The following is a 25,570-nucleotide window of genomic DNA, read 5'->3' on the forward strand; positions in this document are numbered from 1 at the left end:
AATTATTTCAATGTTAAAATATAATCTGCCACTGCTTCTTCGTCGCCCTTAGCTTGACCTGCTGGCATATTACCTTTGCCATTCTTTAAAATATCAACAATTTCTTCTTTAGATAATGTTAGACCATGTAAGCTTGGTCCCATACTACCTGTTAAATCGCCACCATGACAGCCAATACAATTTGCTTTAGCAACACTTTCTCCAACTGCTACAGTATCCCCAGCTTGCTCATTTGTAGGAGGAGTCGGCTCTTCTTTTGCCTTATTTCCACCACATGCAGCTAAACCAAATACCGCCAATCCACCTGCTAACACTACGTGCATTAATCGCTTCGCCATAATAACACCTCATTTTGTATATTTTACCTTACGTTTAAACCATAGCATGTCTATAGAAACTACTTCAAGTATAACCCTGTCCAAAAGCTTTCATACATTTTGAACTATGACAGAATTGTGCCTACTTTCCATTTGTTCTTAGCTCTTCCCGTTTCCACTCACTATTAAACTTCTTATAAAGATTTAATGAATGGCTTTCACTTTCCACATAAGAGAAAACCATTTATCATAAAAATAGAATAATAGAGAGGAGTAGGAATTATGAAGAAAAAGCATTTTGCAGCAATGATTGCGGCAACAGCGATTACGCCTGCTGTTGTCATACCTACAGTGACGTCTGCCGAACAGCCAATCTTTAGCGATATTGTACCTTCAAGCTCTTATGCAAGCGCTATTAAATTACTACATGACAAAGGCGCTATTACAGGTTTTTCTGACAACACCTTTCGACCTCAGGAGACAATAACACGCCAGCATGTATTAGTTGTATTAGAACGCTTAATTGAATTCCCTTCAATTAGAGATGGAAAGAGATTTTCTGATGTATCAGAAGAGCATTCTTACTATGAAACAATTCAAAACGCTTATAAAGCTGGCTTAATTGATGGACAGCCTGACGCTAGCTTTAATCCAAACACCCCTATTACTTATGCCCAAATCGCAAAAATTTTAGCGCAAGCATTTAATTTACAAGCAACAGAAACAATACCTTTGTTAGACGTACCGAAATCCCATTGGAGCTATCCATATGTACAAGCATTAAGCAGCAACAGTATTATTACACCTTCCGATAAATTTTTCTTAAATGAGCCATTAACACGTGGACAATTTGCTGTATTTTTAGAAAGATTATTATTGCAAAACGAACTGGAGGAAAGCATAATGCCAATTGGTCAATGGAGTGGTAAAATTGCTATCCCACAAAGCCCACTATCTGTTATTTTACAAATTAATGAAGATGGAAAAGCATACTTCTCTGTACCAGCTCAGGGATTAAATAACTATCCTATTAGCTCAATCAAAACAATAAAAGACCAATTACAAATTACTGTTGAAATCGCGGGGACAGTAATGACCATTGAAGGAAAAGTGGAGGAAGACCGTATTACAGCAACTTTCTCGCAAAATGGTATGACATTCCCACTTATTTTAACACCTTATGAGCCACCTACTGTCACATATGAGGAATTAACAGTACCTGTTGAAGGTGGACAATTAAAGGTCGCATTAGAAATGCCTAAAAATATTACAGATAAAGTGCCAGTAGCTATTATTATCGCAGGGTCTGGCCCAACAACTAAAGATGGCAACTCAATCGCTGGTGAAAATAACAGCTTAAAAATGCTAGCGGAGGGCTTAGCGCAGCAAGGTATCGCATCAATCCGTTTTGATAAGCGTGGTGTTGGCGATAATATCCAACTACTCAAAGATGAGGGAGATTTACGCTTTACAAGCTATTCACAAGATGTCGAGCAAATTATTAAATTCGTACAGCAAGACCCTCGTTTCTCATCTGTTCATTTAATCGGACATAGTGAAGGCTCGCTAGTAGGTATTATAGCTGCGCAAACATCAACAGTAGCATCGATTACATCGATTGCTGGCGCGGGTCGTCCGATTGATGAAATTTTACTTGAGCAACTATCTGTACAATTCTCCCAGCCATCATTAGAAAAGGTTGCAGCTATTTTAGAGCAATTGAAAAATGACAAGATAGTAGATAATGTGCCAGAAGACTTATATGCCCTGTTCCGCCCTTCTGTACAGCCCTATCTAATATCTTGGTTAAAATATGATCCAGCCGTAAAATTAGCTGAGTTAGATGTACCAACATTAATTATTCAAGGAAACAATGATTTACAAATAACAAAAACTGATGCTGAACGATTACACACAGCGAAATCAGATGCTGAAATCATCTATTTTGATACGATGAATCACGTATTGAAGGATGCTCCAGCTGACCGAGATGGTAATCTTGCAACATATGCAAACCCCACATTACAATTAACTGAAGGGCTTGTAGAAAAAATTTCATCATTTATCTTGAAATAAACTACCAAAAGCATTGGGGGAAAACAGGCTTTTATTAGCCTTCCCCCCAATGCTTTTATTCATTCATATAAGACGCAACTTATTTCCTATTCATCTAAATTTACATTAGTCAAAATGCACTTAATATTTTAAGTGTAAGAATTGACGACACTACTCGATTATGTTACTTTATGATTGTGATATTAGGTTAAAATACCAATTAAAAGGACTTAAGTTTCATGTTTTCTATAGAAGGCTAATGATTCTATACGGTACTTTATACATAAATAGTGTTTATTTTTCTTATAAAACATAGTATTTACATAAATTTAATAAACTAAATATCACTTAGATACATATTGCCAAGTTCGCACATGTGGTGTTCTTTTTGCTTTTTCGATGTCTAAGAAGCCTTCTATACAAAAAAGGTTTGCAAAATAATTTATAAGAGGTTAAAAAATGAAAACAAGTTTGAAATTTAAAATGCTGCTCGTGTTTTCAGTGTTGCTCGTTATATCCTGCCTTATTATTAGTTATATTTCAGGGCGCACTACATTAAATGTTGTAAGTGAAACAGTTGGTCACCAAAACTTAGATATGATTGAACAAGCAATTTCCACTATCAACATTCGACAATATCAACAGCTTGAAGTTGGAGCACCAAAGCAAGGCTATTATACAGAGCTACAAAATAATCTAGGCGATCTTCAAAAAACACATAATGTTTCAAGCTTATATGTGATGTCTCGCATTTCAAATGGCGATGATCTTAAGTATTACTATATGGTCGATGGTACACCAAGTAATACTCAACAAACTATCGGTGTGCAGGAAGAAGAGCCACAGCTATACCCTAAAATACAAGAAGCGTTCGACACAGGACAAGTACAATATCAGCTTTCTAACGATTCTACATATGGGGCTGTATTTGCTATTTATGCCCCTTTTACAAATGAAGCAGGAGAAGTAATTGGCATTATCGGCGCAGATTTAGACGCTTCAGCAATACATAAAGCAATGAGTAATACACAACTACAAATAATGATAATTACAGTGATTATATTAGTAGTAGGCTTAGTCGTTATTTATTTTTTAACAAACTATTTACTAAAACCATTGCGAACACTAGCTACACAAGTACGTGAAATTGGCAAAGGTAATTTAACTGTCACAATCGACACTACGCGTAAAGATGAGATAGGCTCATTAACAAGAGCTGTGCAGCAAATGGTAATGGATTTGCAAAATATTATTATTAATATTAATGCAAGTTCAACCCAGTTAAGCGCTACAACAGATACTGTTCTAAAAAATAGCGACAAAGCAAGTGAAGCAAGTAGCAATATTTCAAGTGCTATTCAAGAAATATCTGCCGGAGCACAAATCCAATACAAAAGCTCTGAACAAAGTTCTTTAACATTAGAACAAATGGCAGATGGTATTCAACAAATTAATGAAGCATCTGCTAATGTGGCGCAACTATCTGCAACGAGCTTACACAATGTTAAGCTAGGGAATAACCATATTGAAAAGGTCTCACAGCAAATGAATGTTATTAATAGCTCAGTTGCAACATCTGCACAAGCAATTCAAACATTAGAAAATCAGTCTAATGAAGTATCATTGATTATTAATATTATTCGTGAAATTGCGTCCCAAACAAATTTATTAGCTTTGAATGCGGCCATTGAAGCGGCCAGAGCTGGTGAAGCAGGAAAAGGTTTCGCCGTTGTAGCAGAGGAAGTACGAAAACTTGCCGAGCAATCCGAAAAATCTGCTAATAGCATTGCTTCACTAATCAAGAAAATCCATGCTGATACAAACTCTGCAGTGCAAGCAATGACTATTGTAACAACAAATGTTTCCGAAGGCTCAAAAGCCGTTGAAGCTGCTGGGCAATCCTTTGCGACAATTTTGCAATCAATTCAAGATGTTGTCACTCAAATAAAACAAGTATCTACAATTTCCGAGGAAATATCCATATTTTCGAAAGACGTAACTGCGTCAATTGTAGTAACTACAGATTTAGCAAGTAAAGCTGCACAAACTACAGAGGGCGTTGCAACATACTCTGTAGAGCAAGTTGGGCATATTCAGGAAATTACTGAAAAGATAGTACAAGTAAACCAATTAGTACAGCAGCTTGAGCAATCCGTAATGAAATTTACAATCAACCCATAATTAAAAAAGTCTGGAAGGCAGTTTGTTATTTACCTGTCCCAGACTTTTTATTTTTCCCCCAGCAACAAGAAAAATAAGTTATTGTTGCGGGCGCAACACCTGTCATTGCTATAATTTAAACAATAAGTAACTTATGCTGAAATCAGAAGGAGGTACATTATGAAGCTAGGAGAAAAAATTCGCTCTAGAAGAGCAGAATTAAATTTAACACAGCAGCAATTAGCAGACAAAGTATTTGTCACTAGACAAACGATTTCTAAATGGGAATTAGACAAAAGTGTTCCCGACCCTATTTCACTAAAATTAATAGAACATGCATTAGATACACAATTGCGTTTTGTTGATTTCACACAAACGAAAGGAGTACAAAATATGAAATGGCTACAAAATATTTTAGGAGTATTGTTTTTTGGTCTTTTATTTTTACCATTTAGAATGGGGGGTGTATTTATGAAGAAAGGATGGTCAAATCCTCTTATCAGATTTATTGTGATACCAATCGTTATCGTTGTTTATCTCCTCTACATTAATTCACTCAATATGAAAGCCTTTTATTCGATTGTCGGTTTTTCTATTGTGCTTTATTTCGTCACAAGTTTTTATTTTTATTCAAATACGAAAGAGGAGACTCTTTGAAAATAAATATACCAATAAAAATAAGATAATTAGCAATAAGGTCAAAAATTATTATACTAACAAAATATAAACATCCATTATTAATCATAGTTTACAAAAAGGTATTTATATGGCAAAATTAAATTGTAAGAATTATTGGCCAATATTCTTCGCTAGATACAAGTTTTTACTGCTTATAACATTACTAATAGATGGAGGAGAATTATGAAAAAATTTAAGATGTTAAGTTTAAGTTTAATTACAGCCTTCACGTTAAGTGCACCAGTAACTCTTTCAAGTGTCCAAGCTGCTGAAAATTTAGAACCAGTAATAACTCCAGCATCAGATACAATTTTCGTTTCAAGAACAGTACCATTGACATACACATCTGCCATGTGGGTAACTGAAACTAGAAATGGCAAAACATATTCAGGTTATATTTACAACAGAGGAACAGATAGCACTGGAAATTACTCTATTTTTACTGGAACTATTAGAGTAGGTTCTCATGTAGAGCCATACGTTTTTGAAAATGATTAATTTATAATTTTTTATCATCCCCTTTAAGTACATTATTTTAAAGGGGATTTTTTATAAATAAAAATAATAAATAAAGATTTGGAGGTGCATACAATGAAAGACGTAGTTTATTTTATTTTAAAAGGAATCACTAAAAACAAATGTATTTTATTGTTACCACTTGCAATTATTTTACTTATCGCATCCCTCTTTATCATTAATCACAATCAAACAGGAGCCACCCAACAAGAGCTAGTAGAAATTTTTAAAGAGCGCAAAATTACTGTGAACTTTTTGATTGGTAGAGCAACTAGCAAGGAAAGGCAGATCGGGCTAACGAAGGAACAGCGCCAATCACTAGATAGCCTGCTATTACAAGAGCAGCACATAAAAGAAATTTCAAGCAAGCTAAAGGCAAATGATTTAGACATTGCTTCAGCACATCTGGCATACCTAAACGAGTACGAACAATTTGAAGGCTTTGATTCTATCCCTTACAATAATAAAAATTTATTAGAGATTGAACGACGTAAAGCCGAAAAACTGATAGAATACGGCTTATCTTACACTGAGCAAACAACGCCATATAACACAGCATTGTTTACCAAACAACTATTTCAATTATTATTTAGCCCTGTCACCGCTTTTCTTTTTTTGCTTATTTTTTGCTATAAATATTTATCTGATAGAGAGAATCGACTGTTTGATTTTTTTAAAATAAATTCTTTATCTTCCGCGGCAACATACTACGGCTACTTAATTCCTTTTTTACTAACCATCGTTATATACATAGTAATAGCGAGCTCATTGTCATTATTGCCAGCACTTATCACTGGCAATATTAATACAATTCATTATCCAATCGAAGTGACTGTAGGCTCTACACTTGTAATGGTACCTGTCTGGAAGTGGCTCGTCTTTCTTCCTATTAGCTGGGGCATTTTTATAACACTTTTATTAATCTTAGCCACATGCTTATTGAAGCAACGCAGTTCTTTAGGTATGACCTCGGCAATGATAAGCACACCATTTATTATTGCATATATTATTTCATTACGATTTGGTTTCTATATGGCGAACCCCATACATCTACTTGTTTCATACGAAGTCCATTTATTGACGACACAACGCTATATCAGCTATTTGGTAGGGATGTTCATTTTACTTATTTTATGCTTTATTATTTCTTATCCGATTATCAAATCGCAATGGATGATTTTTAGAACACCTGTTTTTAATATGAACAAAAAACAATATCACCCGCAAAGTAAGTGGAAGCTTTTTCAATTTGAACATTTGAAAAAAAAGCGCAAAGGACATATTCTCTTTACACTTCTTCTGCTATCCGGCATTACTGGCGGAACAGTGGTCATTGTGAATCAGCAATTTCAATCCATGCCTATTAAAGCATTGAAAGCAATTGAAGATTTCCATAACTTCACTATTGAAAATCGCGCAAAATGGAAAATGATGGAGGATGACTTTGAATTAGAAAAAGAAATGCAGCTTCTGAAACAGCAGCAATCAGGCGAAGAAATAGATACTCCTCAGGAAAACCCTTTTACAGCTATGGTAGAAGATTCGAACTATATTTACAATGCGCTAGAAAGCTTAAAAGGCGAGATTCATTCTGATGATTTCCCTGAAAAATTTCGAGAAACATTGCAATCGTTTGATTATCCAACTTATAAGGAAATCGATGGAGCACTATGGACTGTAACCGTAATGGCGTCTGAGGAGCAACAACATATTTTAGATGAAAAAGGAATAATAGCATGGCCTCTTGGGAACCATTGGGTTTCTAATTTCGATGAACTAAGGAAAGCATTTGATAACTCTAAAATCATAAAACGCTATCAGGATCGAAATACAAAATACGGAAATAGTAGTTTGTTTTCTATTTATAAATATTTAAATTGGAATATAATGCTATCCGTGTTAGCCGTTTTCGTGCTCTTGCTATGGACGACAATGTCTGATGAGCGACAGCCAAATCCGTCAATCAACTTTTTAACTACGAAGCCGATTCGCATTACCTCCATTTATATGACGAAATGGGCGTATAATCTTGCTATCGCTTATAGCTTATTATTAATTAGTAGTATTTTTATTTTCCTCTTAAGTACTATAATTGGTGGTTTAGGGGAAGCCGGGTATCCCATTTTAGTCTATACAGTAGATCGAAATCCGGATCTTTATTTCTATTCAATAGTTGATGATGCCTCTTTTTATTTTGAAAATTTGTCCACACTTATTTTAAAAAGTAGTTTGTTAATTTTTGCGCAAATTTTCTTTTTAAATAGCTTGTTCAGCTTGATTGGTAAGTGGATGAAAAATCACTATGCCACAATTGTAGTTACATTAATTGTAGCAGCTGTAGGTTATTTTTTGGCAAACCGCTATATTGCCTTGAGCGGTATGTATATCAATCCATTCGTTTACTTCGATACATGGAACGTTGTGGATGGTTGGAAATCTATTTTAGCAAGGGATTCAAAAATAAATTACTTAAATGGCAGTATTATTTTACTTATTAGTGGAAGCATACTGTTCTGTATAGGGCTTCTATCAAAAAGGAAGGGGGCATTATAATGGTATTACAAGTAAATCAACTGACAAAGAAGTATAAAAATAAAGCTGTCCTACAAAATATCTCTTTTTCTATCAATACAGGAGAAATAATTGGCCTTGTCGGACCAAATGGAGCTGGAAAATCTACTTTAATGCGCTCTATACTCGCATTAGAAAATATTGAAAACGGCACAATTACCGTGAAGGACACTACCAATAACCAACCTGACTTTTTTAAATATATTTCTTTTTTACCGAGTGATAATTACTTATATATGCACCTATCTGGCTATGATCACCTATCCTTTGTGGCAAATATTTATGATTTAGAAAAGAAGGAAATAGATGAGGTCATTGATTTAATCGGTATACGCTCCTATGTCAACCAGCCTGTTAAATCTTATTCGTATGGGATGAGACAGCATCTCTTAATCGCTTTAAGCATACTAACAAAGCCGCTTATCATCTTAATGGATGAACCATTTAACGGATTGGATCCGACGAGCACTATCGAGTTAAAACAATTGATTCGCACCTTACATTCGCAAGAAATAAGCATTCTTATTTCAACTCATAATTTGGATATATTAGAGGATTTAACAGACACGATTTGGTTTATTAAAGAAGGTAAGCTGTTCACAAATGATGAAATATCAAGTTTAGAGGCACCTTATGAAATTGAATTTATGTACCTTGATAACATAGAACAATTGATGAAGGGCAGCCACCTCCCCTTCCAAGTTAGTGAAAATCGTCTACTGACAGATGCAGCGCATAATGTGGAGAAGTATCTTGAATGGTTAATAAAAAATGGGGTACAGATTCAATCGGTCAATCGCAGTAAAAAGAATTTAGAAGAGATCTATAAGTATTTTTATAATGTCGAGTGAATTGTATACAATATTAAATACTAAAGGAGTGAATGGGTGTCTCTAAAAAATTTTTAGGTACCCTTCACTCTTTCTTTACAAGAAAAGACTAAAAACCAATCGTACTTACAATAAATTCGGTAAAGCCCTACGATTTAATTTTCCAAGCTCACTATACGGTAATTCCGCTACAAAATAAATTTGTTTCGGACATTCATAATTCGCTAAATTTTCCTTACAAAAGGTATAAATTTCTTGTTCACTTACCCCATCCCCTACAATATAAACAATGACGCGCTCGCCAAATTGTGAATCCTCAACACTGGTAACAGCAACATCATCTATTTTAGGATGTGTCCTTATTATTTGCTCAATATGTTGTGGAAACACATTTTCTCCACCTGAAATAATTCTGTCATGCAAGCGCCCTTTTATAAACAGCAAACCTTCTTTCTCTTCAACTAAATCTCCAGTCCGCTTATTATTAACAATTAATTCGCTCTCATCATATACAATATTTAGCCCATCAATAGGTAATCCAATTGTTGCTGGATACATTGCGCGTTGTTCTGGCGTTGCAATGCTCACCAACCCCACTTCAGATGTGCCGTATAAATTGTATAAAATAGCGTCAAAGCGCTCGCTATTTTGTAACGGTGCACTTCCACTAGCTATACAGCGTAATGAAGGCGTTTGATTAAAACGAGATAACAGTGTTGGAACAACAGTTATCGCCTCTATTGGATATGCTTTTAACAAAGATACATCAAAGCGTTTGCTCAATATAACTGTGTTACCAGCTGCTAATGTTGCAGTTAAAAAGGCTAATCCATAGCCATGAAAAAACGGTGTGGCAACATAAACATAACGATATGTATGAAAATGCATACGCTCTAACAACGCTCGAAATGGAGCTAGCAGCGTATGCACGGCTGTATGTACACTTCTTGGCTCTCCCGTTGTACCGCTTGTTTGTAAAACAACTTTCCCCTGCTTTTTTGGAAAACATATAGCTGCCGCTTTTTGTGGTAATACTTTTAGCTGTTCTTCAGTAAATAAAAAATCAAAATGTCCTTTCACAGAGCGCCCGGTATGTAGTAATACAACTGTCGCCCCTATTCGCTCTGCCGCAAAAACCGCACGCAATAGTGTTACGCTATTGTCGCATTGAAAGCCAACATGCTGCCCTGCACGAATTCCATATTCATACAAAGCATAGCTCATATAAACAACATCATCGTAAAACTGACCATATGTAGTGATTAAATGATTTTCAATAAAAAGTGGAGAGTGTGGCTGTCTTTTAGCGTGAAAAGCTAACAATGCATTAATTGATAGTCCCTCCTGAACAACAGCTCTGAGTAGCTGATTCAAAGGCATACGTAAAAAAGCTTTGATTTTTAAGGTCTCACGAAGCGTAGAAATAATAGCCACCACGGTTTATCCTCCTTCTTTTTTGTATAAAGTAGACGAGCAATACGCTTAGCTGCCGTCTCGCTTGACATAGCTGGCATATACTCATATTTTTTCGTTGATGCTATCATTGGTGTCCGAACAAGTGGCAAGTATATTGTAGAAACTATATGCTTTACTTCTGGTGCAACAGCTCGTAGCCATGTATCAAATGCAGCTTTTGATGCTTGATAAGCTGCCCATTTTGCCATTGGACGAAATTTTGTATTAATAGTAGAAACATTGACAATCTGCCCCTGCGCTACGTCTAATAATGGAATAAAATGCAACATTAACTCAACAGGTGCAAAATAATTAATGGCCATCGTACGTGTAAAATCATGTGCGCGTTCTAATGAATCATAAATAGAACGATGAATAGATAATCCTGCATTATTGATAAAAATATCAAGTTGATTGATTTCTTGGCATAATCGCTGGCGATTTTCCTTCTCACGCAAATCCATCACATATATCTGTGCACCTGTCTTTAAAGCAACATCTCGCAAACGCTCTTCATTGCGTCCAACAAGTATCAAGTTAGCCTCGTAATGAGCCAAGAGCAAAGCTACATCACGCCCAATACCTGAGCTAGCTCCAGTAATCAACACGGTCTTTCCCTGTACAGCCTGACGAAGTCGCTTCTCCTGTAAACGCATACGAACGCCCCCTTCCTTTTAATGTAACACAAATAGGAAATGAATTTTCAGATTTTCTTATAGTAGTGCCAATGCTTAACTAAGCTTTTGCTCCTTAAAGCAATAATACCTAATTTCCAATGATAATAAGGTGCTATTGCTAAATTTCGATACAAAAATTTCTTTACTTAAAACACTCTTGACTATATTGTAACTATATACCTTACGATAACTATCGATACAGAGAAATTCTTAAGGAGGAGATAAAGTATGAATAATATTTTTGTGAAAAGTGAATTTGCTCCATTAAAGAGAGTTGTCCTTGCACAGTCTGAATTTGCTTTTGCAGCAAATAATACCGGTACAGATGAAGATTTTTTAACAGAGGAAAGCCTTGAACTATATAAAAATGCAGATGTGAATGGGAAAAATTATAAAGAAGTTTTCCCAGAAAGACAAAAAGCTTGGGAAGAGGAACGCGCGAATTTAAAAAAAGTTTTAGAGAAATATGATGTAGAGGTGCTTTTACCTCGCATGCTAACAGATTATGAGAAAGAAATAGGTTATGAGGATGGCTACAGCAACTTCTTTACTAGAGACCCTTTCTTCACAATTGGTAATATGCTAATCGAAGGCTCTTTGCGCTTCCCACATCGCCGCAATGAAGTGCTACCAGTGCGTCACATATTAGCAGAAGAAGCAAATAAATATAGCTGTATCTACGTTTCAATTCCGAAACCGGACATTTCATCAGGTCTCGATTCAGAGGATGGACCATTTTTAGAGGGCGGTGACGTATTAGTTTTAGATAAAACTATTTATGTTGGAAACTCTGGTCTTGCTTCGAATAGCAATGGTGTACAATGGTTAAAAAATTTAACGAGCAATTTTGGTTATGAAGTAATCGAAGTGCCGTTGCACCATACGATTTTACATCTTGATTGTGCACTTAGCATCGTACGTGAAGGCTTAATTATCATTTGTGAGGAAGCATTTTTAGATGGCATTCCTAAGCAATTTAAAAATTGGGATAAAATTAATGTGACACTTGAGCAAGCTTCACGCCTTGCAACAAATGGCTTACCAATCAATGACCAGGTCTACATTACAGACTTCGAATTTGATTTTATTGGTGCTGAATTAGAGCAACGCGGCATTAAAGTTGAATATATTGACTTTAAAATTTCACGTAGCTTCGGTGGCTCCTTCCGCTGTAGCACACAACCGCTTTTGCGTATTGAATAAGTTAAAAAATCCACGGACATCCCGAATATAGGGTATAGACCGTGGATTTTTTGTAGGCTAGATTAAGTTGATATCTCTCTATATTAATTCCATACCAATTTATTAGCTGCATCTAGCGCCATATTAATATCTTCATTCATCACCTTAACTGCATAGCTAATATAGTGCTTTATACTTTCTTGATTTAACTCTTCAGCATCTAACTTTTCATAAGCATAAATAATGCTACGAGATGCACTAATTAAAGCTCCTAAGCCATCATCATTGAATGCATTCACTATATCCTTACCTTTAGCGCCTTGTGTTCCATAGTCTGGTACAAGGAATAATGAATTCGGCATTAATTTTCTATATTTCGCTTGCGCTTCTGGATAAGTCGCACCTACAACAGCACCTACAGATGAATAATTTGAATCGCCTAATGTATTTTGCGCGTATTCATCCACCATTTTTGCTACTATCTCAGCCACATCTTGTCCATTCGCAACTAATTCTTGTATATCACCAGAGCGCGGATTGCTTGTCTTCACTAAAATAAATAACCCTGCATTATTTTTAACGGCAGAATCAATAAAAGGTTGTAAACTATCATCACCTAAATACGGATTAATCGTTAATGAATCTACACCAACATGCTCTTTCCAGTCATTATGTAAGTCACCGAAAAATGATTGTGCATAGGCAGCTGCTGTCGAATCTATATCTCCGCGTTTCGCATCTGCAATTACAAGCAACCCTTTTTCCTTAGCATAAGCGACTGTTTTCCAAAATGCATCGATTCCCGCTGCACCATAAACCTCATAATAGGCTAGCTGAGGCTTAACAACAGCTACCTTGTCATGGATCGTATCAATAATCATTTTATTGAATTCGTAAAATGCATAGCCTGCTCCACTAGGATTCTTGCCATACTTTAGCTCTGCCTCTTTCAAGATAAAACTAGGAATACGATTTATTACAGGGTCAAGTCCTACAACCGCATGCGATTTTTTTAATGTTACTTCTTTACATACTCTATCTGCAAAAGTTTTTTATCATGGTCTTATCTCTCTTTTCTTAGAAATTTATTTGCCTGTAATCCTAGTTCTAACAATGTATACATCCTTTTGCTCTTTACAAGCAAAATATTGCGCTTTATCCTAGTTCTTTTTTAAATAGTAGATATTGCTGTCATTATTGTTGCGAATAAAAATAAATAGTAAATAATCCAAAACCAGTTTGGCAGTGTTTCAAAGTACACCCTTTACTTCCTCCTCATATAAGGCTTCTGCTCCTCACTTGCCTTGAAATTATAAACGGGCTTAATTGCTTTGATGATATCGACCGTTTCGCCAATCACTGACGTAATTTCCTCCATCGGCTTGTAAGCCATTGGTGCTTCATCTAACGTGTCCTCTGTTACTGATGTCGTCCAAATACCCTGCATCGTTTCTTTAAAATCGCTCATATTTAGTTCTTTTTTTGCCGCGCGACGTGAATAAACTCGGCCTGCTCCATGTGGCGCTGAATAATTCCAATCCGCATTGCCCTTACCAATACAAATTAACGAGCCGTCTCGCATATTCATTGGAATAACAAGCTTTTCTCCTTTATTCGCTCGCACAGCCCCTTTGCGTAGCGTCATCGTATCTGTGTCGATATAGTTATGAATCGTATCGAACGTCTCTGTATACGCCCATCCCATATGCTGAGCAATCGTTTCAGCAATCGTCCAACGATTCATCACCGCGTAACGCTGCGCAATTTTCATATCGTGAATATAGTCGTGGAAAGGCTGTCCCTCTAAATAGGCTAAATCTTTTGGTATCGCTGGATTTTGCCCTTTATATACCTCGATTGCAGCCTGAATTTCCTGCTCACGACCTTCATTTTTTAGCTGTTTAATAATCGCAGTCACATCGTTGTGACGCAATGCTTCAAAGGCTCTTTTTTGATGCCAATTCGCTACTTTTGCACCGATATAGCGGGAGCCTGTATGAATCAACAAATAGTATTTTTCCTCATCATCCTTAGCGAGTTCAATAAAATGATTGCCACCGCCTAATGTACCAAGCGATAAATTCGTATAGTCATCTTTAATGCCTGTGGCGATAAAATTTCCACTTTCAAATTCCTCAAATTGACGTGCTGGCGATAGCTCTATATGTAAATCCTGACCACTTGGCACATGCGAGCGAATTGTTGCATCCAGCTTTGTAAAATTAATACTAGGTGTATCTAGTTGCGCAACGAAAACTCCACAGCCAACATCTACCCCGACAAGATTCGGCACAACACGCCCCTGCAATTGGATCGTCGTGCCAATAACACACCCCTTTCCTGCATGGTAGTCTGGCATAATACGAATTTTTGTATCTGCCATAAATGCTTGGTCTGTTAGCTCTTTAATTTGCTCAATCGCAGCTGGCTGTGCTGTATTCGTATAAATTTTTGCATTTGTAAAACGTCCGTTTACCTCAATCATTTCTTTCACTCTCCTTTTCACTTTAAACGATAGTGTAGTATATTTTGTTCTGTATTACAATTAACTTAAAAATTGGATATTATATGCGAAAAAATTAGTCTTTCATTCGTTCTATATAGTAATAGCACAGCTCCCTTAAAAATAGTCGAGCATGATCCTATTGTCATTGAAGTCGAACGCCCTACTAACGAATAAATAAAAAGCGAGAAATCAATGTTTTTCACAATTGATTTCCCGCTTTTCTTTAGTTGCAAAAAATTAATATTTAAATTGCTCCATATATCCGTGCAGCTCGTCCGCCATCACTTGTAAAGCTTTAGCCGCTGCTGCCATTTCGTGCATTGATGCTAATGTCTGCTCTGTCGATGCAGCCACTTCCTCTGAAGCTGCGGCATTTGATTTTGCATGGTCTGACAGCTCTAATGCTGTTGCTGACACTTCTTCCACTACGGCTGAAATTTCTTCAGAGGCTGCCGAAATGCCTTCAATTTTTGGTGCAATATTTTGAAGGCTTTCCACAATACTTGTGAATTTTTCGCTTGCTTGCTCAGTTAGCTTTAATCCATCCTCTACATCAGCTGATGCCTTACCCATCGCTTGTACAGATTGCGCTGTATCCTGTTGAATTGCAGCAATCAGCTCGGAGATTTGGTTCGTCGATTGCAATGATTGCTCTGCTAGCTTGCGCACTTCATCCGCAACGACTGCGAAACCTTTACCATGCTCACCAGCTCTTGCTGCCTCAATTGCAGCATTTAATGCTAGTAAATTTGTTTGATCTGAAATTGCTGTAATAATTTCTAAAATAGAACCAATCTCTTTTGTTCGTGCATAAAGTGAATTAATTGTTTCATCTGACTGTACAACGGATGTATGAATTGATTGCATCTGTTTCACAGTTTGCTGTACAGATTGACCACCCTCATCTGCCAATTGAATCGCGTATCCTGACAAATCTGATACTTGCATCGTGCTATCTGTTACTTCAACAATTCCCTTTGCTACTTCCTCAATAGAAATGGCATTTTGCTCAATTCCTACAGTTTGCTTTTCTGTACTACTCGCTACTTCTTGCATCGCATCAGTTACTTGTTCAGAAGCAGCTATATTTTGCGATGCACTTGCTGCCAAGTTTTGTGCAGAGTTTTGTACTTGCTGAGCACTTTGCTCTAGCTGCTGTAATAAGTTTTTCAAGCTGACCTTCATCGATACGAAAGCTTCTCCTAGTTGTCCTATCTCATCTTTCGTATGAATATTAATAAAAGTTGTTAAATCCCCTTCACTAATTTTCAAGGCACTAGCCTGTAGCTCTTTAATTGGGTGAACAATCGAACGAATCATTAATAACACAAATCCGATACCTAAAACAATGGCAATAGCAACAATTATAATGATAACGGTTAATGTTTTAGCTGCTGATGCCGTTGCCTCTGCAGTATACATTGTACCTAGTACTTTCCAGCCCGTTAACTCATTTGTTCCAAACAAGATGTGACGATCTTTTTCAGTTACGATTCCTTTATCTTGAGCATAAACCTCTTCAATATAACTGTCTGTTGCTTCTGATCCACTTTCTTTATCTTGCTGTGCTATGTATAACTTTTGACTATCTAATAATGCCGTATAGCCCGTTTGTCCAATTTTAATATTATCCACAACTTCACTTAAAACAGACATATTCAAATCAATCGCAATTACTCCAGAGTAATCGGCTAAAGGCTTCATCACAGATACTACGATGTTGTTCGTTGACAGCGCTAGGTACGGTGGCGAAATGGATATGACATCTTTATTCTCCATCGCCTGTGTATACCATGCACGTTTACGAGGGTCAAAATCACTCGAATATTGACTCACTGGTTCATCAATCATTTCTCCATCACCTGTACCAATATAAAATAACTCTACCTCTGGATGCGTATTGATATATTCCTTAAATAATTCCTTAAGCTCCTCACGTCGCTCAGGCTGTAAGGAAGCCTCATTAAATTTGTTGGCAAAATATTCTATATCATGTACTTTAGGCGCAATCAAATTTGTGATATTAGAATCAAGCTCTCGCACACTCTCTTTTGCACTCGCTTGCTGCTCATGCATAATCTGTTCTTTAGCACTTTGATAAGATACATAACCAATAATTATTGCTGGAACTAAAAGAATCAGTAGAAATGAGAAAATAAGTTTCTTTCTAAGACTAACTCGCTTCATAGCAAGTCCCCCTATTCATATTAATACTACACTATTATTTTCACTCAAATCCTTCTATAAAATAAAAGACCTTGAATAAATACACGGATAGTTTCATTATAAATTTATGGTAATCCATAAGCAATACGCAAATATCCGAATTTTCTAAAACATTTATCTATAATTGCATTTTTTACATAAAAAAATAGCTACCTAAAAACACTGTATAAGCTTACTTTTTAGGTAGCTATTTCAAATGGATACTTTTACTACTATAAACATAATTTGAATTAGTCAAATAATTATATTTTCGCCACTGTTTCTTTCACTAGTCGGATAAATTTCTCTTTCACTTGTGCCGCTACTTCAATTACTTCATCATGGCTTAGGGGCTGATCTAAGATACCGCATGCCATATTTGTTAAGCATGAAATACCTAATACTTTCATATTGCCATGTACAGCAACTAGAGCTTCAGGTACTGTAGACATTCCTACAGCATCAGCACCTAATGTACGAATCATGCGAATTTCTGCTGGTGTTTCATAAGAAGGACCGCTCCACCAAGCATAAACACCTTGCTGTAACGCCATTCCTTGTGCTGCTGCTACCTCTAAAGCAATATTGCGTAGCTCTCGATTGTATACTTGTGATACGTCTGGGAAACGTGTCCCCAGTTCATCATTATTCGGTCCGATTAATGGATTTGTACCAACTAAATTAATATGGTCTGTAATCAACATTAAATCACCTGGTTTAAAATCTGTATTAATAGCTCCACAAGCATTTGTAATTAGTAAATTTTCAACGCCTAGCGCCTTCATTACTCGCACAGGGAATGTTACTTCATCTAGAGTAAATCCTTCATAATAATGGAAACGCCCCTTCATTGCCACAACAGTTTTTCCTTTTAGCTGCCCAATTACTAACTCATTTGCATGCCCAATAGCACTTGATTTAGCAAAATGCGGAATCTCATTGTATGGAATTGTTACTGCATTTTCGATTTCATCTGCAAGTGGGCCTAAACCCGAACCTAAAATCATACCGATTGTTGGCTGCTCTGTGATTTTATCCATAATAAATTGCTTAGCTGCTAAAATATCCTCAGTTTTGTGCATAAAAATGCCTCCTTTAATAACTTTCTTCATTAGTTTAATGCGACAAAGCCAAATTGTAAAATAACTAAAATAAATAATGATGCGTTGCTAACTATTACTTTAGCATTATAGTAAATTATTAAACATATGATTATTTTATTTGCTATACTGTAAGTAAATACATATTTTATTTTGGAGGGACATTATGGATAACAAAACGTTAAACCCATTTCTATCTGTGTGGTTGCACCCTAAGCAAACCGCTCGTTATATGATTGATCATAAAACACTTGGCTTTGCCGCGGTCATTTTACTAGTTTGTTCAATCATCTCTTTACCTGTTAATTTACTAGGTTGGGGTGAACCTGTGTCATTGGGCTCAGTTATATCAATGGCGATTTTTTCACCTATCGTAACTATATTGGGCGTAGCATTTTCTGTGTTAATCATATGGGGGATTGGAAAGCTGTTTAAAGGAAGCTCAACATACGCAGATATGTTTAAAGCGATGAGCATTGTATCCATCCCCTCTATAATTCTTAGCCCTTTTTATCTTATTTGGTTTATTGTAGAGCCTGAAGTTATGTTATATTATGATTATTTACCACCATACCCAGCTTTCTTTACAGTTATTGCTTTATTATCATTTATAATTCTCATTTGGGGCTTTGTATTATCTGTTGGTGTGGTAGCTGAAGCACATCGTTTTTCAAATTGGAGAGCATTTTTCACGCTCATGGTTCCTGTTACCATTCTTTTCGTTATTTTATTTACTTTATTTGCCCTTGCTTTCTGGGCTATGTTTTCTACTTTCTAAACAAAAATGGATTTTGCAAAAAACTGCAAAATCCACTTTTTTATTCTGGATATGTTGTCTGTAAAAACACAACCGATTGCTTAATTAATGCCTTTAAAATATCCACATCAATATCTGCTATTTTATTGATATAAACACAGGCCTTTCCTGTTGTATGCTTACCGAAGTTATTAAGCAGTGCCTCACGTGCTGGATCACCTGGTGCAAAATATAAACTAATTTTTGCCTTGCGAGGTGAAAAGCCAACCAATGGTGCATCTCCCTCATGCCCTGAAGCATATTTATAATGATACTTACCAAAACCGATAATGCTTGGTCCCCACATTTTTGCCTCATAGCCTGTTACCTCAGTAAAAATTTCTAATAATGCGTAAGCATCCTCCCGTTTTTTCACACTATCTACACCTTCAATAAATTCAATAACACTGCTGTCCGTTTCTTTCGTTTTTGGCTCATACATTGTATCTCCTCCTTTTCTTTATAAAATAAAGGTTTTTCTTTAAAATAAGATTAACGCATTTAATAATATTTAGGAAAGGGAATGCACTATGACCATTCAACTCCAAGAATTATTTTCAACATATCAACGCTATAAAGTAAAGCCTGTAAGTTTACAAGATGATTCTTACTGTTTCTACTCCCCTCAAGCAGAAGAATGGTTTTCTGTTGCTAAGCGAGAGGTTAGCACACGCGATTATGAATGGCTAAGCACTCTTTATATTGAAATAATGGCTACAGTAAGTACTCCTCGAGAGGAGTGGCATGCATTTTTATATACACAGGGTGATATACCTGTAAAGCAAGCCGCAAAGCAAATGCGAGTTATTCAATTAGTATTTTCTAACGACTCACCTTCCTTTGAGGATTTATCAGAGGCTTTATTAAATTTTTTTCATTCAAATTCAATAATACTCCAAGCTTCCTCGAAGCATTTTATAGTCATTGAATATAAAGCCCAATCTATAAATGGTAAGGAGGATTTCATTGCACTTATACGCACACTCGAAGTAGATTTTTTCGCTCGAATTCATTTATATCAAGGTGAGTTTTATGTAGTGGATGAGAACTTTCCACTAAAATTTCAACGCGAAGTACAATGGTTTGAAGAATGTATCCATTATAAAAATACGGGGCAAGTGTATTCTTTCGAGATGATATTACCCATTTTACTTATGAAACAAATGCCTTCTTCAATATTACAATTTATTGAGCAGCAAATCGTAATACCATTACAATCTGACGAGGAGCTACTAAATACTGTAAAGGTATTTTATGAATGTGGCTTGAATAGTTCAATCACATCAAAAAAATTACATATTCATCGCAATACACTTAATTATCGTCTTCAAAAATTTCAAGATATAACAAATATCTCAACAAAAAGTATGGATGGAGCAATCGTTGTTTATTTTGCAAGCTTTTTGCAGACCTTTTCAAAAAATGCACAAAAATAATGTCTGAAAATTGGGCGTTTTCAACATAGGCTTTTTCGCTTGTTTTCTATACACTAAAAAAAACAAGCAAAGGGGTATTACGATGGAAAAAGTAGTATTAAAAAATATTTTCAAAAAATATGAAGGTGACGTAACTGCAGTTAAAGATTTCAATTTAGCAATTCAAGATCAAGAATTTATCGTACTTGTCGGTCCTTCTGGCTGTGGGAAATCAACGACTTTACGTATGATTGCAGGGCTGGAGGAAATTTCATCAGGGGATTTCTTAATTGATGGAAAAAGAATGAATGATGTACCTCCAAAAGACCGAGATATTGCAATGGTCTTCCAAAACTATGCGCTATATCCGCATATGACGGTATTTGATAATATGGCTTTTGGCTTAAAGCTACGCAAATTTTCGAAACAGGAAATTAAAGAGCGTGTACATAATGCAGCAGCTATTCTTGATTTAGAGAAATATTTAGACCGTAAACCAAAGGCTTTATCGGGGGGACAGAGACAGCGTGTTGCACTTGGCCGAGCAATCGTTCGTGATGCGCATATCTTCTTAATGGATGAGCCTTTATCTAACTTAGATGCTAAATTACGTGTACAAATGCGAGCTGAAATTACTAAGCTACATCAACGTTTAAAAACAACTACGATTTATGTAACGCATGACCAAACAGAGGCTATGACGATGGCATCTCGCCTTGTTGTTATGAAGGATGGTATTGTACAGCAAATAGGCACACCCGAGGAAGTATATGGAACACCTGAAAACAAATTTGTTGGTGGTTTTATTGGCTCCCCATCTATGAATTTCTTTAAAGGGGTTTTACAAGAGGGTGGTATTAAAATTGGAGATACTGTGCTAACAGTTCCAGCAGAGCAACATCAGCTACTAAAGGAGCAAGGCTATATTCAAAAGGAGCTATTCCTTGGCATTCGCCCAGAGCATATTTATGAGGGTTCCTCTGTCAATTTAGAATCATTCTTTACAGAAGTAACAGCTAATGTAGAAGTATCTGAATTAACAGGAGCGGAGTTAATGCTTCATACACAGCTTCATGGTCAGCCATATATCGCGCGTGTTAACTCTGATACAAAAATTGCTCAAGGACAATTAGCTAAGCTCTTCTTTGATATGTCACGCGCCCATTTCTTCGATTTGGATACTGAGGTACGCATCCGCTAAGATAAAACAATTACCCCAGCTAATCCTTGTCTAGATTTTTCTGAGCAAGCTCAGAAAAGTCTGGACTATAGTTAAGCTGGGGTATAATAATTTATTTTTATTTTAATGCTGCTCCGTAGAGTCCTGCATCTCCTCTATTTATACTGCCTTCGATAGCTCTCTCTTTTCCTGCAAAGATAGTATTTTCAAAACGGTCTTTTAACTCTTCTTGAATGCGCTCTACAATAATAGGGTGGTGATTGAAGAAGCCACCTCCTAGTACTATACAATGTGGGTCAAGTAATAAAATAATTTGCTCTAACTGCTTGCTTATTTGCTGAACTAATTGCTCAATAATTTTTGAAATAATTGCATTTCCTTGATAATAAAGTATCATCATATCCTTTAATGTTATGCTGTGAGCATTTAGCAACTGCCTTCCTAGCTTTTCAATAGCTGGACCTGCAACTTTTTCCTCCAATGTTGCTCCGTCTGTACTAACAACATTAAAACCAATCTCTCCTGCAAAGCCAGCCCCTCTAACAAACTCTCCATTAACAATTGTGCAGCAAGAAATACCTGTACTTAATGTCATATAAACCATTGTTTCCTTGGAAAATGACCTAGCTCTATATTCTCCCCATGTAGCCATATACACATCGTTATCCATCTTAATATGAGCATGTGGGAAAATATTTGCTAACCGGTCACAAATAGGGAACTTCTCCCATGGGATATTATTTTGAAAAACAGCAATTCCTTGCTGTGGTTCAACAATACCTGGTACACCTACACACACTTTCGAAATATCCTTTACTGAGATTTCTTGCTCCTCACATAAGGTTTGAAAGCTTGCAAGTAAACAATTGAATAACGCTTCTCGACTCGTTTTATCACTAGGCACTTCTTTTCTATTTATTAATTGCTGATTTTGATTGAACAAAGCTGTCGCTAACTTTGTTCCGCCTATATCTGCTACTAAAATAAAACTCATACTATCACCACCAAATGACTAATCTATTCCGCCTCAACGAACTAAAGTTCTTGTTTTGAAACCTACTAATAAATCTGGAAATAACAAGGCGTTCGAATGCTATAGGGAATTAAAGGCTTACTACTTGCGTTAAATTGCGTGGCTTATCTGGGTCAAAGCCTTTAAATATCGCGCGTTGATACGCTAAAAGCTGGAAGTAAGGAACAACCTCGACAAGTCGGTTTAAATCGTCTAATTCATCCGACAGTTTAATAATTAAATCAGATTGTAATTCCTCATTAGCAACCCCTATTACGATAACGAACCCACCAAGCTTTTGAATATCTTTAATTAATGCTTGGTCATACTCCTTCGTTTCCTTTTGTGTAAATAAAACAACAACTGTTTCTTTATCTACAATAGAAATTGGACCGTGTCGGAATTCTAAATTAGAGTAGCTTTCACATTCTGTTTGTGTCATTTCTTTTAGCTTCAGTGTTGCTTCCTTTGCCAAGCCATTATAAGCACCTGAGCCTAAGAAAATAAAGCGTTTTTTCGTTACATCCTCTGTTACTTGCTTTAATTGTTCCCCTTTTTCCAGCGCAGCACTTACGAATGCGGGTACTTTATTTAACTGTTCTAATACATCAGCACGTTTGCTCTGTTTCGCTGCATAGAGCTGCAATGCATAAAGCATATTTGAGAATGACTGTGTCATAACTACGCTTTTCTCTGAAATACTATTTAAAGCAATTACTTCTTGAGTCACTTCAGCCATAGGTGTATCACCATTACATGTAACTGCCATTGTCTTAATATTAGATGCACCTTTTAAATGTTCTAATGCAATAATTATTTCCGAAGTTGTACCGGAACGTGAAATCCCAACAATGCGGTATTTTTTACTTGGTAAAATATGCGTACTAGTGTGTAAAAATAACTCCGATGCTGGAACTGCTAGAGCTAGCTCTCCTGTTACAGCTTGGTAATAGCGTGCAGCGGCAATTGCTAAATAAAATGATGTACCACAGCCTGTAAATAATGTGATGTCTACAGCTTCCTCGTTAAATATTTGTTCTTGTACAATTTTATTTGTTTTTTCTAGCTGATTAGCCTGTGTCATAATTTCATTATACGTATGCATAATAAATCCCTCTTTTTATTTTATTTTTGTTATAAGTAACTGTTTGGCAAAATCCTCGACAACCTGTAAATGTACCTTGCCAATGTCTTTTTCACTTGCGTTGGCTGAGCCGCATGCAACAGCCCATTTATAAGCCTCGCTGTACGGTGCACCTTGTGATAATTTATACGTGAGCCCCCCTAAAAAGGAATCTCCGCTACCTACTGTATTAACAACTTCTATTTTCGGTGCATTTACTCGAAATACACCAGATTCATTAATGAATAGCGCTCCTTTAGCTCCTAGAGAAAAGCAAATATGTTCAATGCCTAACGCTTGTAGCCTTTCACCAGCCTGTATTAAATCCTGCTCTGATTCAACTGCTTTACCAAGAAGCTGTGTAACCTCATCCTCATTTGGCTTAATCGCGAAAGGTACTGCTCGTACCCCTTCATATAAAGCTTCGCCGCTTGTATCAAGCATGACCCGAGCCCCTTTTTGCTTTAATAGCGTAATCATCGTTGCATAAGCAGTTGTCGGAAGTCCTTTAGGTAAGCTACCTGATAATACGAAATAAGTGGATTTCTTTGTTTGCTCCTTCAGCCATAAAAGCAATCGCTGCCATTCCTCAGGTTGAATTGTCGGTCCTTGTTCTAATAGTTCTGTTATATTTTCTGTTTGCTTATCAATGACAGTTAAGCAAACTCGACTTTCTCCCGCTATATGAACAAATTCAGCATGCATTTTTTCCTCTTTTAATAGCAAGTCGATTTTCTTCCCATTTAAGCCTCCAACGAAACCGCTAATACATGCCTGACCACCTAGAGCTGTAATAACACGTGCAACATTTACGCCTTTGCCTCCACCTTGCTGACGCTTGTTGATAACGCGATTTGTCTGACCAACTATAAAACTATCCATCTCATAAACTTGGTCAATTGCTGCATTTAAAGTAATTGTTGTAATCATTTTTGTAACATCACAATCTTTTGCTGTACTAGCTCTACTAATGCTTCACGTGCTGGAAGAAAGTATTTTCTAGGATCATTTTCATTTGGGTTTTGGATAAAGAAAGCTCGCAGTTGCTCAGCAAATAAATCCTTTAGCTCTGTTGAAAAATTCACTTTGGCAATACCGTAATTCATTGCTTTGCGTACACTTGCTTCTGGGACACCTGATGCACCATGCATTACTAACGGTATGTTGGTTACATTGTGAATTTCTTCTAAAAGCTCAAACTGTAACTTCGGCTCTTGCTTATACTTGCCATGTGCTGTACCAAAGGCTGGTGCAAATGATTGAATCCCTGTTTCTTGCACAAATCGTTCCGCAAGCTTTGGGTCTGTAAAGAAGGCATTTTTTTCATCTACCTCTAAATCATCCTCTACGCCGCCAATCGTACCTAGCTCTGCTTCGACAGGTACATTCACCGCACTAGCTACCTCAACAACTTTTTTTACTAGTTGGATATTTTCTTCAAAAGGTAGATGAGAACCATCAATCATAACTGATGTATAGCCTGCTCTTAAACATTCCATTACTACACTAAACGATTCACCGTGGTCTAAATGTAATGCTACTGGCACTTTAGCTTGTTCAGCAGCAGCCTTTGCCATTGCAATCATATATGGCATCTCAACATACTTATATGTGCTTGAAGTTGTTTGTAAAATAACTGGAGCCCCTTCTTTTTCTGCCCCAGTTATAATCGCTTTAATAATTTCTAAATTATGCGCCCCAAAAGCGCCAATAGCATAATTATTTTTATAAGCATCTTGTAGCATTTCAGTTGTAGTAACTAATGTCATTTTTACTCCTCCGTCAACGGGTT

At 36.4% G+C, this 25,570-nt stretch carries 21 protein-coding genes and 2 pseudogenes; 10 read left to right on the forward strand and 13 right to left on the reverse strand.

Annotation, left to right across the window (positions count from 1 at the left end):
• Nucleotides 1-2 precede the first annotated feature (2 nt).
• Nucleotides 3-338 carry a c-type cytochrome gene (locus TY13_RS14175; protein WP_042477315.1) on the reverse strand — a complete coding sequence of 112 codons (336 nt, stop codon included), beginning with the start codon at nt 336-338 and terminating at the stop codon, nt 3-5.
• A gap of 261 nt (nt 339-599) precedes the next feature.
• Between TY13_RS14175 and TY13_RS14180 the strand changes: the two genes are divergently transcribed.
• From TY13_RS14180 to TY13_RS14205, 6 genes are all read left to right on the forward strand, one after another.
• Entirely contained in the window at nt 600-2,393 is a 1,794-nt protein-coding gene (locus TY13_RS14180) for an S-layer homology domain-containing protein (RefSeq protein ID WP_081797003.1), read from the forward strand.
• Between the two features lie 1,020 nt (nt 2,394-3,413).
• A complete protein-coding gene (locus TY13_RS14185) occupies nt 3,414-4,553 on the forward strand; it encodes a methyl-accepting chemotaxis protein (RefSeq protein ID WP_407637736.1) in 1,140 nt (379 codons plus the stop codon).
• Between the two features lie 159 nt (nt 4,554-4,712).
• Nucleotides 4,713-5,189: a helix-turn-helix transcriptional regulator gene (locus TY13_RS14190; protein WP_042477317.1), complete on the forward strand. Its 477-nt coding sequence runs from the start codon at nt 4,713-4,715 to the stop codon at nt 5,187-5,189.
• Between the two features lie 204 nt (nt 5,190-5,393).
• Nucleotides 5,394-5,708, forward strand: coding sequence for a hypothetical protein (locus TY13_RS14195; protein WP_042477319.1), 315 nt, complete (start codon nt 5,394-5,396; stop codon nt 5,706-5,708).
• Between the two features lie 93 nt (nt 5,709-5,801).
• Nucleotides 5,802-8,279 (forward strand): hypothetical protein, encoded by a 2,478-nt coding sequence (locus TY13_RS14200; protein ID WP_042477321.1) that lies wholly within the window; start codon nt 5,802-5,804, stop codon nt 8,277-8,279.
• Nucleotides 8,279-9,148, forward strand: a complete 870-nt coding sequence (locus TY13_RS14205; RefSeq protein ID WP_052344344.1) for an ABC transporter ATP-binding protein — start codon at nt 8,279-8,281, stop codon at nt 9,146-9,148. The genes TY13_RS14200 and TY13_RS14205 overlap by 1 nt, the downstream gene beginning before the upstream one ends.
• Nucleotides 9,149-9,253: 105 nt before the next feature.
• Here TY13_RS14205 and TY13_RS14210 read toward each other — a convergent pair whose 3' ends face one another.
• Complete coding sequence (locus tag TY13_RS14210) at nt 9,254-10,564, reverse strand: class I adenylate-forming enzyme family protein (RefSeq protein WP_042477325.1); 1,311 nt, start codon at nt 10,562-10,564, stop codon at nt 9,254-9,256.
• Nucleotides 10,528-11,238 (reverse strand): SDR family NAD(P)-dependent oxidoreductase, encoded by a 711-nt coding sequence (locus tag TY13_RS14215; RefSeq protein WP_042477326.1) that lies wholly within the window; start codon nt 11,236-11,238, stop codon nt 10,528-10,530. The genes TY13_RS14210 and TY13_RS14215 overlap by 37 nt, the downstream gene beginning before the upstream one ends.
• A 249-nt stretch (nt 11,239-11,487) precedes the next feature.
• Here TY13_RS14215 and TY13_RS14220 point away from each other — a divergent pair, with 249 nt between their 5' ends.
• Nucleotides 11,488-12,462, forward strand: a complete 975-nt coding sequence (locus TY13_RS14220; protein ID WP_042477329.1) for a dimethylarginine dimethylaminohydrolase family protein — start codon at nt 11,488-11,490, stop codon at nt 12,460-12,462.
• Nucleotides 12,463-12,545: 83 nt separating this feature from the next.
• Here the strand turns inward: TY13_RS14220 and pyrF are convergent.
• The 5 genes and pseudogenes from pyrF to TY13_RS14240 all read right to left on the reverse strand — a co-directional run.
• Nucleotides 12,546-13,475: pseudogene (gene pyrF / locus TY13_RS14225) on the reverse strand (orotidine-5'-phosphate decarboxylase); the annotation flags it as partial.
• A 230-nt stretch (nt 13,476-13,705) separates the two neighbouring features.
• Nucleotides 13,706-14,926, reverse strand: coding sequence for an RNA-splicing ligase RtcB (locus TY13_RS14230; RefSeq protein WP_042477332.1), 1,221 nt, complete (start codon nt 14,924-14,926; stop codon nt 13,706-13,708).
• Between the two features lie 258 nt (nt 14,927-15,184).
• A complete protein-coding gene (locus TY13_RS21420) occupies nt 15,185-16,132 on the reverse strand; it encodes a methyl-accepting chemotaxis protein (protein ID WP_456061800.1) in 948 nt (315 codons plus the stop codon).
• A pseudogene (locus TY13_RS21425) lies at nt 16,127-17,134 on the reverse strand (HAMP domain-containing protein); the annotation flags it as partial. The pseudogene TY13_RS21425 and the gene TY13_RS21420, both read right to left, overlap by 6 nt.
• A gap of 281 nt (nt 17,135-17,415) precedes the next feature.
• A complete protein-coding gene (locus tag TY13_RS14240; protein WP_042477338.1) occupies nt 17,416-18,234 on the reverse strand; it encodes a purine-nucleoside phosphorylase in 819 nt (272 codons plus the stop codon).
• A gap of 184 nt (nt 18,235-18,418) precedes the next feature.
• On the opposite strand from TY13_RS14240, the gene TY13_RS14245 reads away from it, so the two are divergent.
• On the forward strand, nt 18,419-19,030 hold the full coding sequence (locus tag TY13_RS14245) for a Yip1 family protein (RefSeq protein WP_042477340.1): 612 nt from the start codon (nt 18,419-18,421) through the stop codon (nt 19,028-19,030).
• 40 nt (nt 19,031-19,070) lie between these two features.
• Here the strand turns inward: TY13_RS14245 and TY13_RS14250 are convergent, their stop codons facing one another.
• Nucleotides 19,071-19,490 (reverse strand): DUF1801 domain-containing protein, encoded by a 420-nt coding sequence (locus tag TY13_RS14250; RefSeq protein ID WP_042477343.1) that lies wholly within the window; start codon nt 19,488-19,490, stop codon nt 19,071-19,073.
• Between the two features lie 88 nt (nt 19,491-19,578).
• Here TY13_RS14250 and TY13_RS14255 point away from each other — a divergent pair, with 88 nt between their 5' ends.
• The gene (locus tag TY13_RS14255; protein WP_042477345.1) at nt 19,579-20,484 is read left to right on the forward strand and encodes a PucR family transcriptional regulator; all 906 of its coding nucleotides are present in this window, start codon (nt 19,579-19,581) and stop codon (nt 20,482-20,484) included.
• An 82-nt stretch (nt 20,485-20,566) separates the two neighbouring features.
• Nucleotides 20,567-21,664, forward strand: coding sequence for an ABC transporter ATP-binding protein (locus TY13_RS14260; protein ID WP_042477348.1), 1,098 nt, complete (start codon nt 20,567-20,569; stop codon nt 21,662-21,664).
• Between the two features lie 97 nt (nt 21,665-21,761).
• On the opposite strand, the gene TY13_RS14265 is transcribed toward TY13_RS14260, so the two are convergent.
• From TY13_RS14265 to TY13_RS14280, 4 genes are all read right to left on the reverse strand, one after another.
• The gene (locus TY13_RS14265) at nt 21,762-22,637 is read right to left on the reverse strand and encodes an ROK family protein (RefSeq protein WP_042477351.1); all 876 of its coding nucleotides are present in this window, start codon (nt 22,635-22,637) and stop codon (nt 21,762-21,764) included.
• A 109-nt stretch (nt 22,638-22,746) separates the two neighbouring features.
• Complete coding sequence (locus tag TY13_RS14270) at nt 22,747-23,760, reverse strand: SIS domain-containing protein (protein ID WP_195891704.1); 1,014 nt, start codon at nt 23,758-23,760, stop codon at nt 22,747-22,749.
• Between the two features lie 15 nt (nt 23,761-23,775).
• Nucleotides 23,776-24,708, reverse strand: a complete 933-nt coding sequence (gene pfkB, locus TY13_RS14275) for a 1-phosphofructokinase (protein ID WP_042477354.1) — start codon at nt 24,706-24,708, stop codon at nt 23,776-23,778.
• Entirely contained in the window at nt 24,705-25,547 is an 843-nt protein-coding gene (locus TY13_RS14280) for a class II fructose-bisphosphate aldolase (RefSeq protein ID WP_042477356.1), read from the reverse strand. The genes pfkB and TY13_RS14280 overlap by 4 nt, the downstream gene beginning before the upstream one ends.
• Nucleotides 25,548-25,570: the final 23 nt, after the last annotated feature.

Origin of the sequence: Bacillus ndiopicus (assembly GCF_000612805.1) — a bacterium.
GTDB lineage: Bacteria > Bacillota > Bacilli > Bacillales_A > Planococcaceae > Metasolibacillus > Metasolibacillus ndiopicus.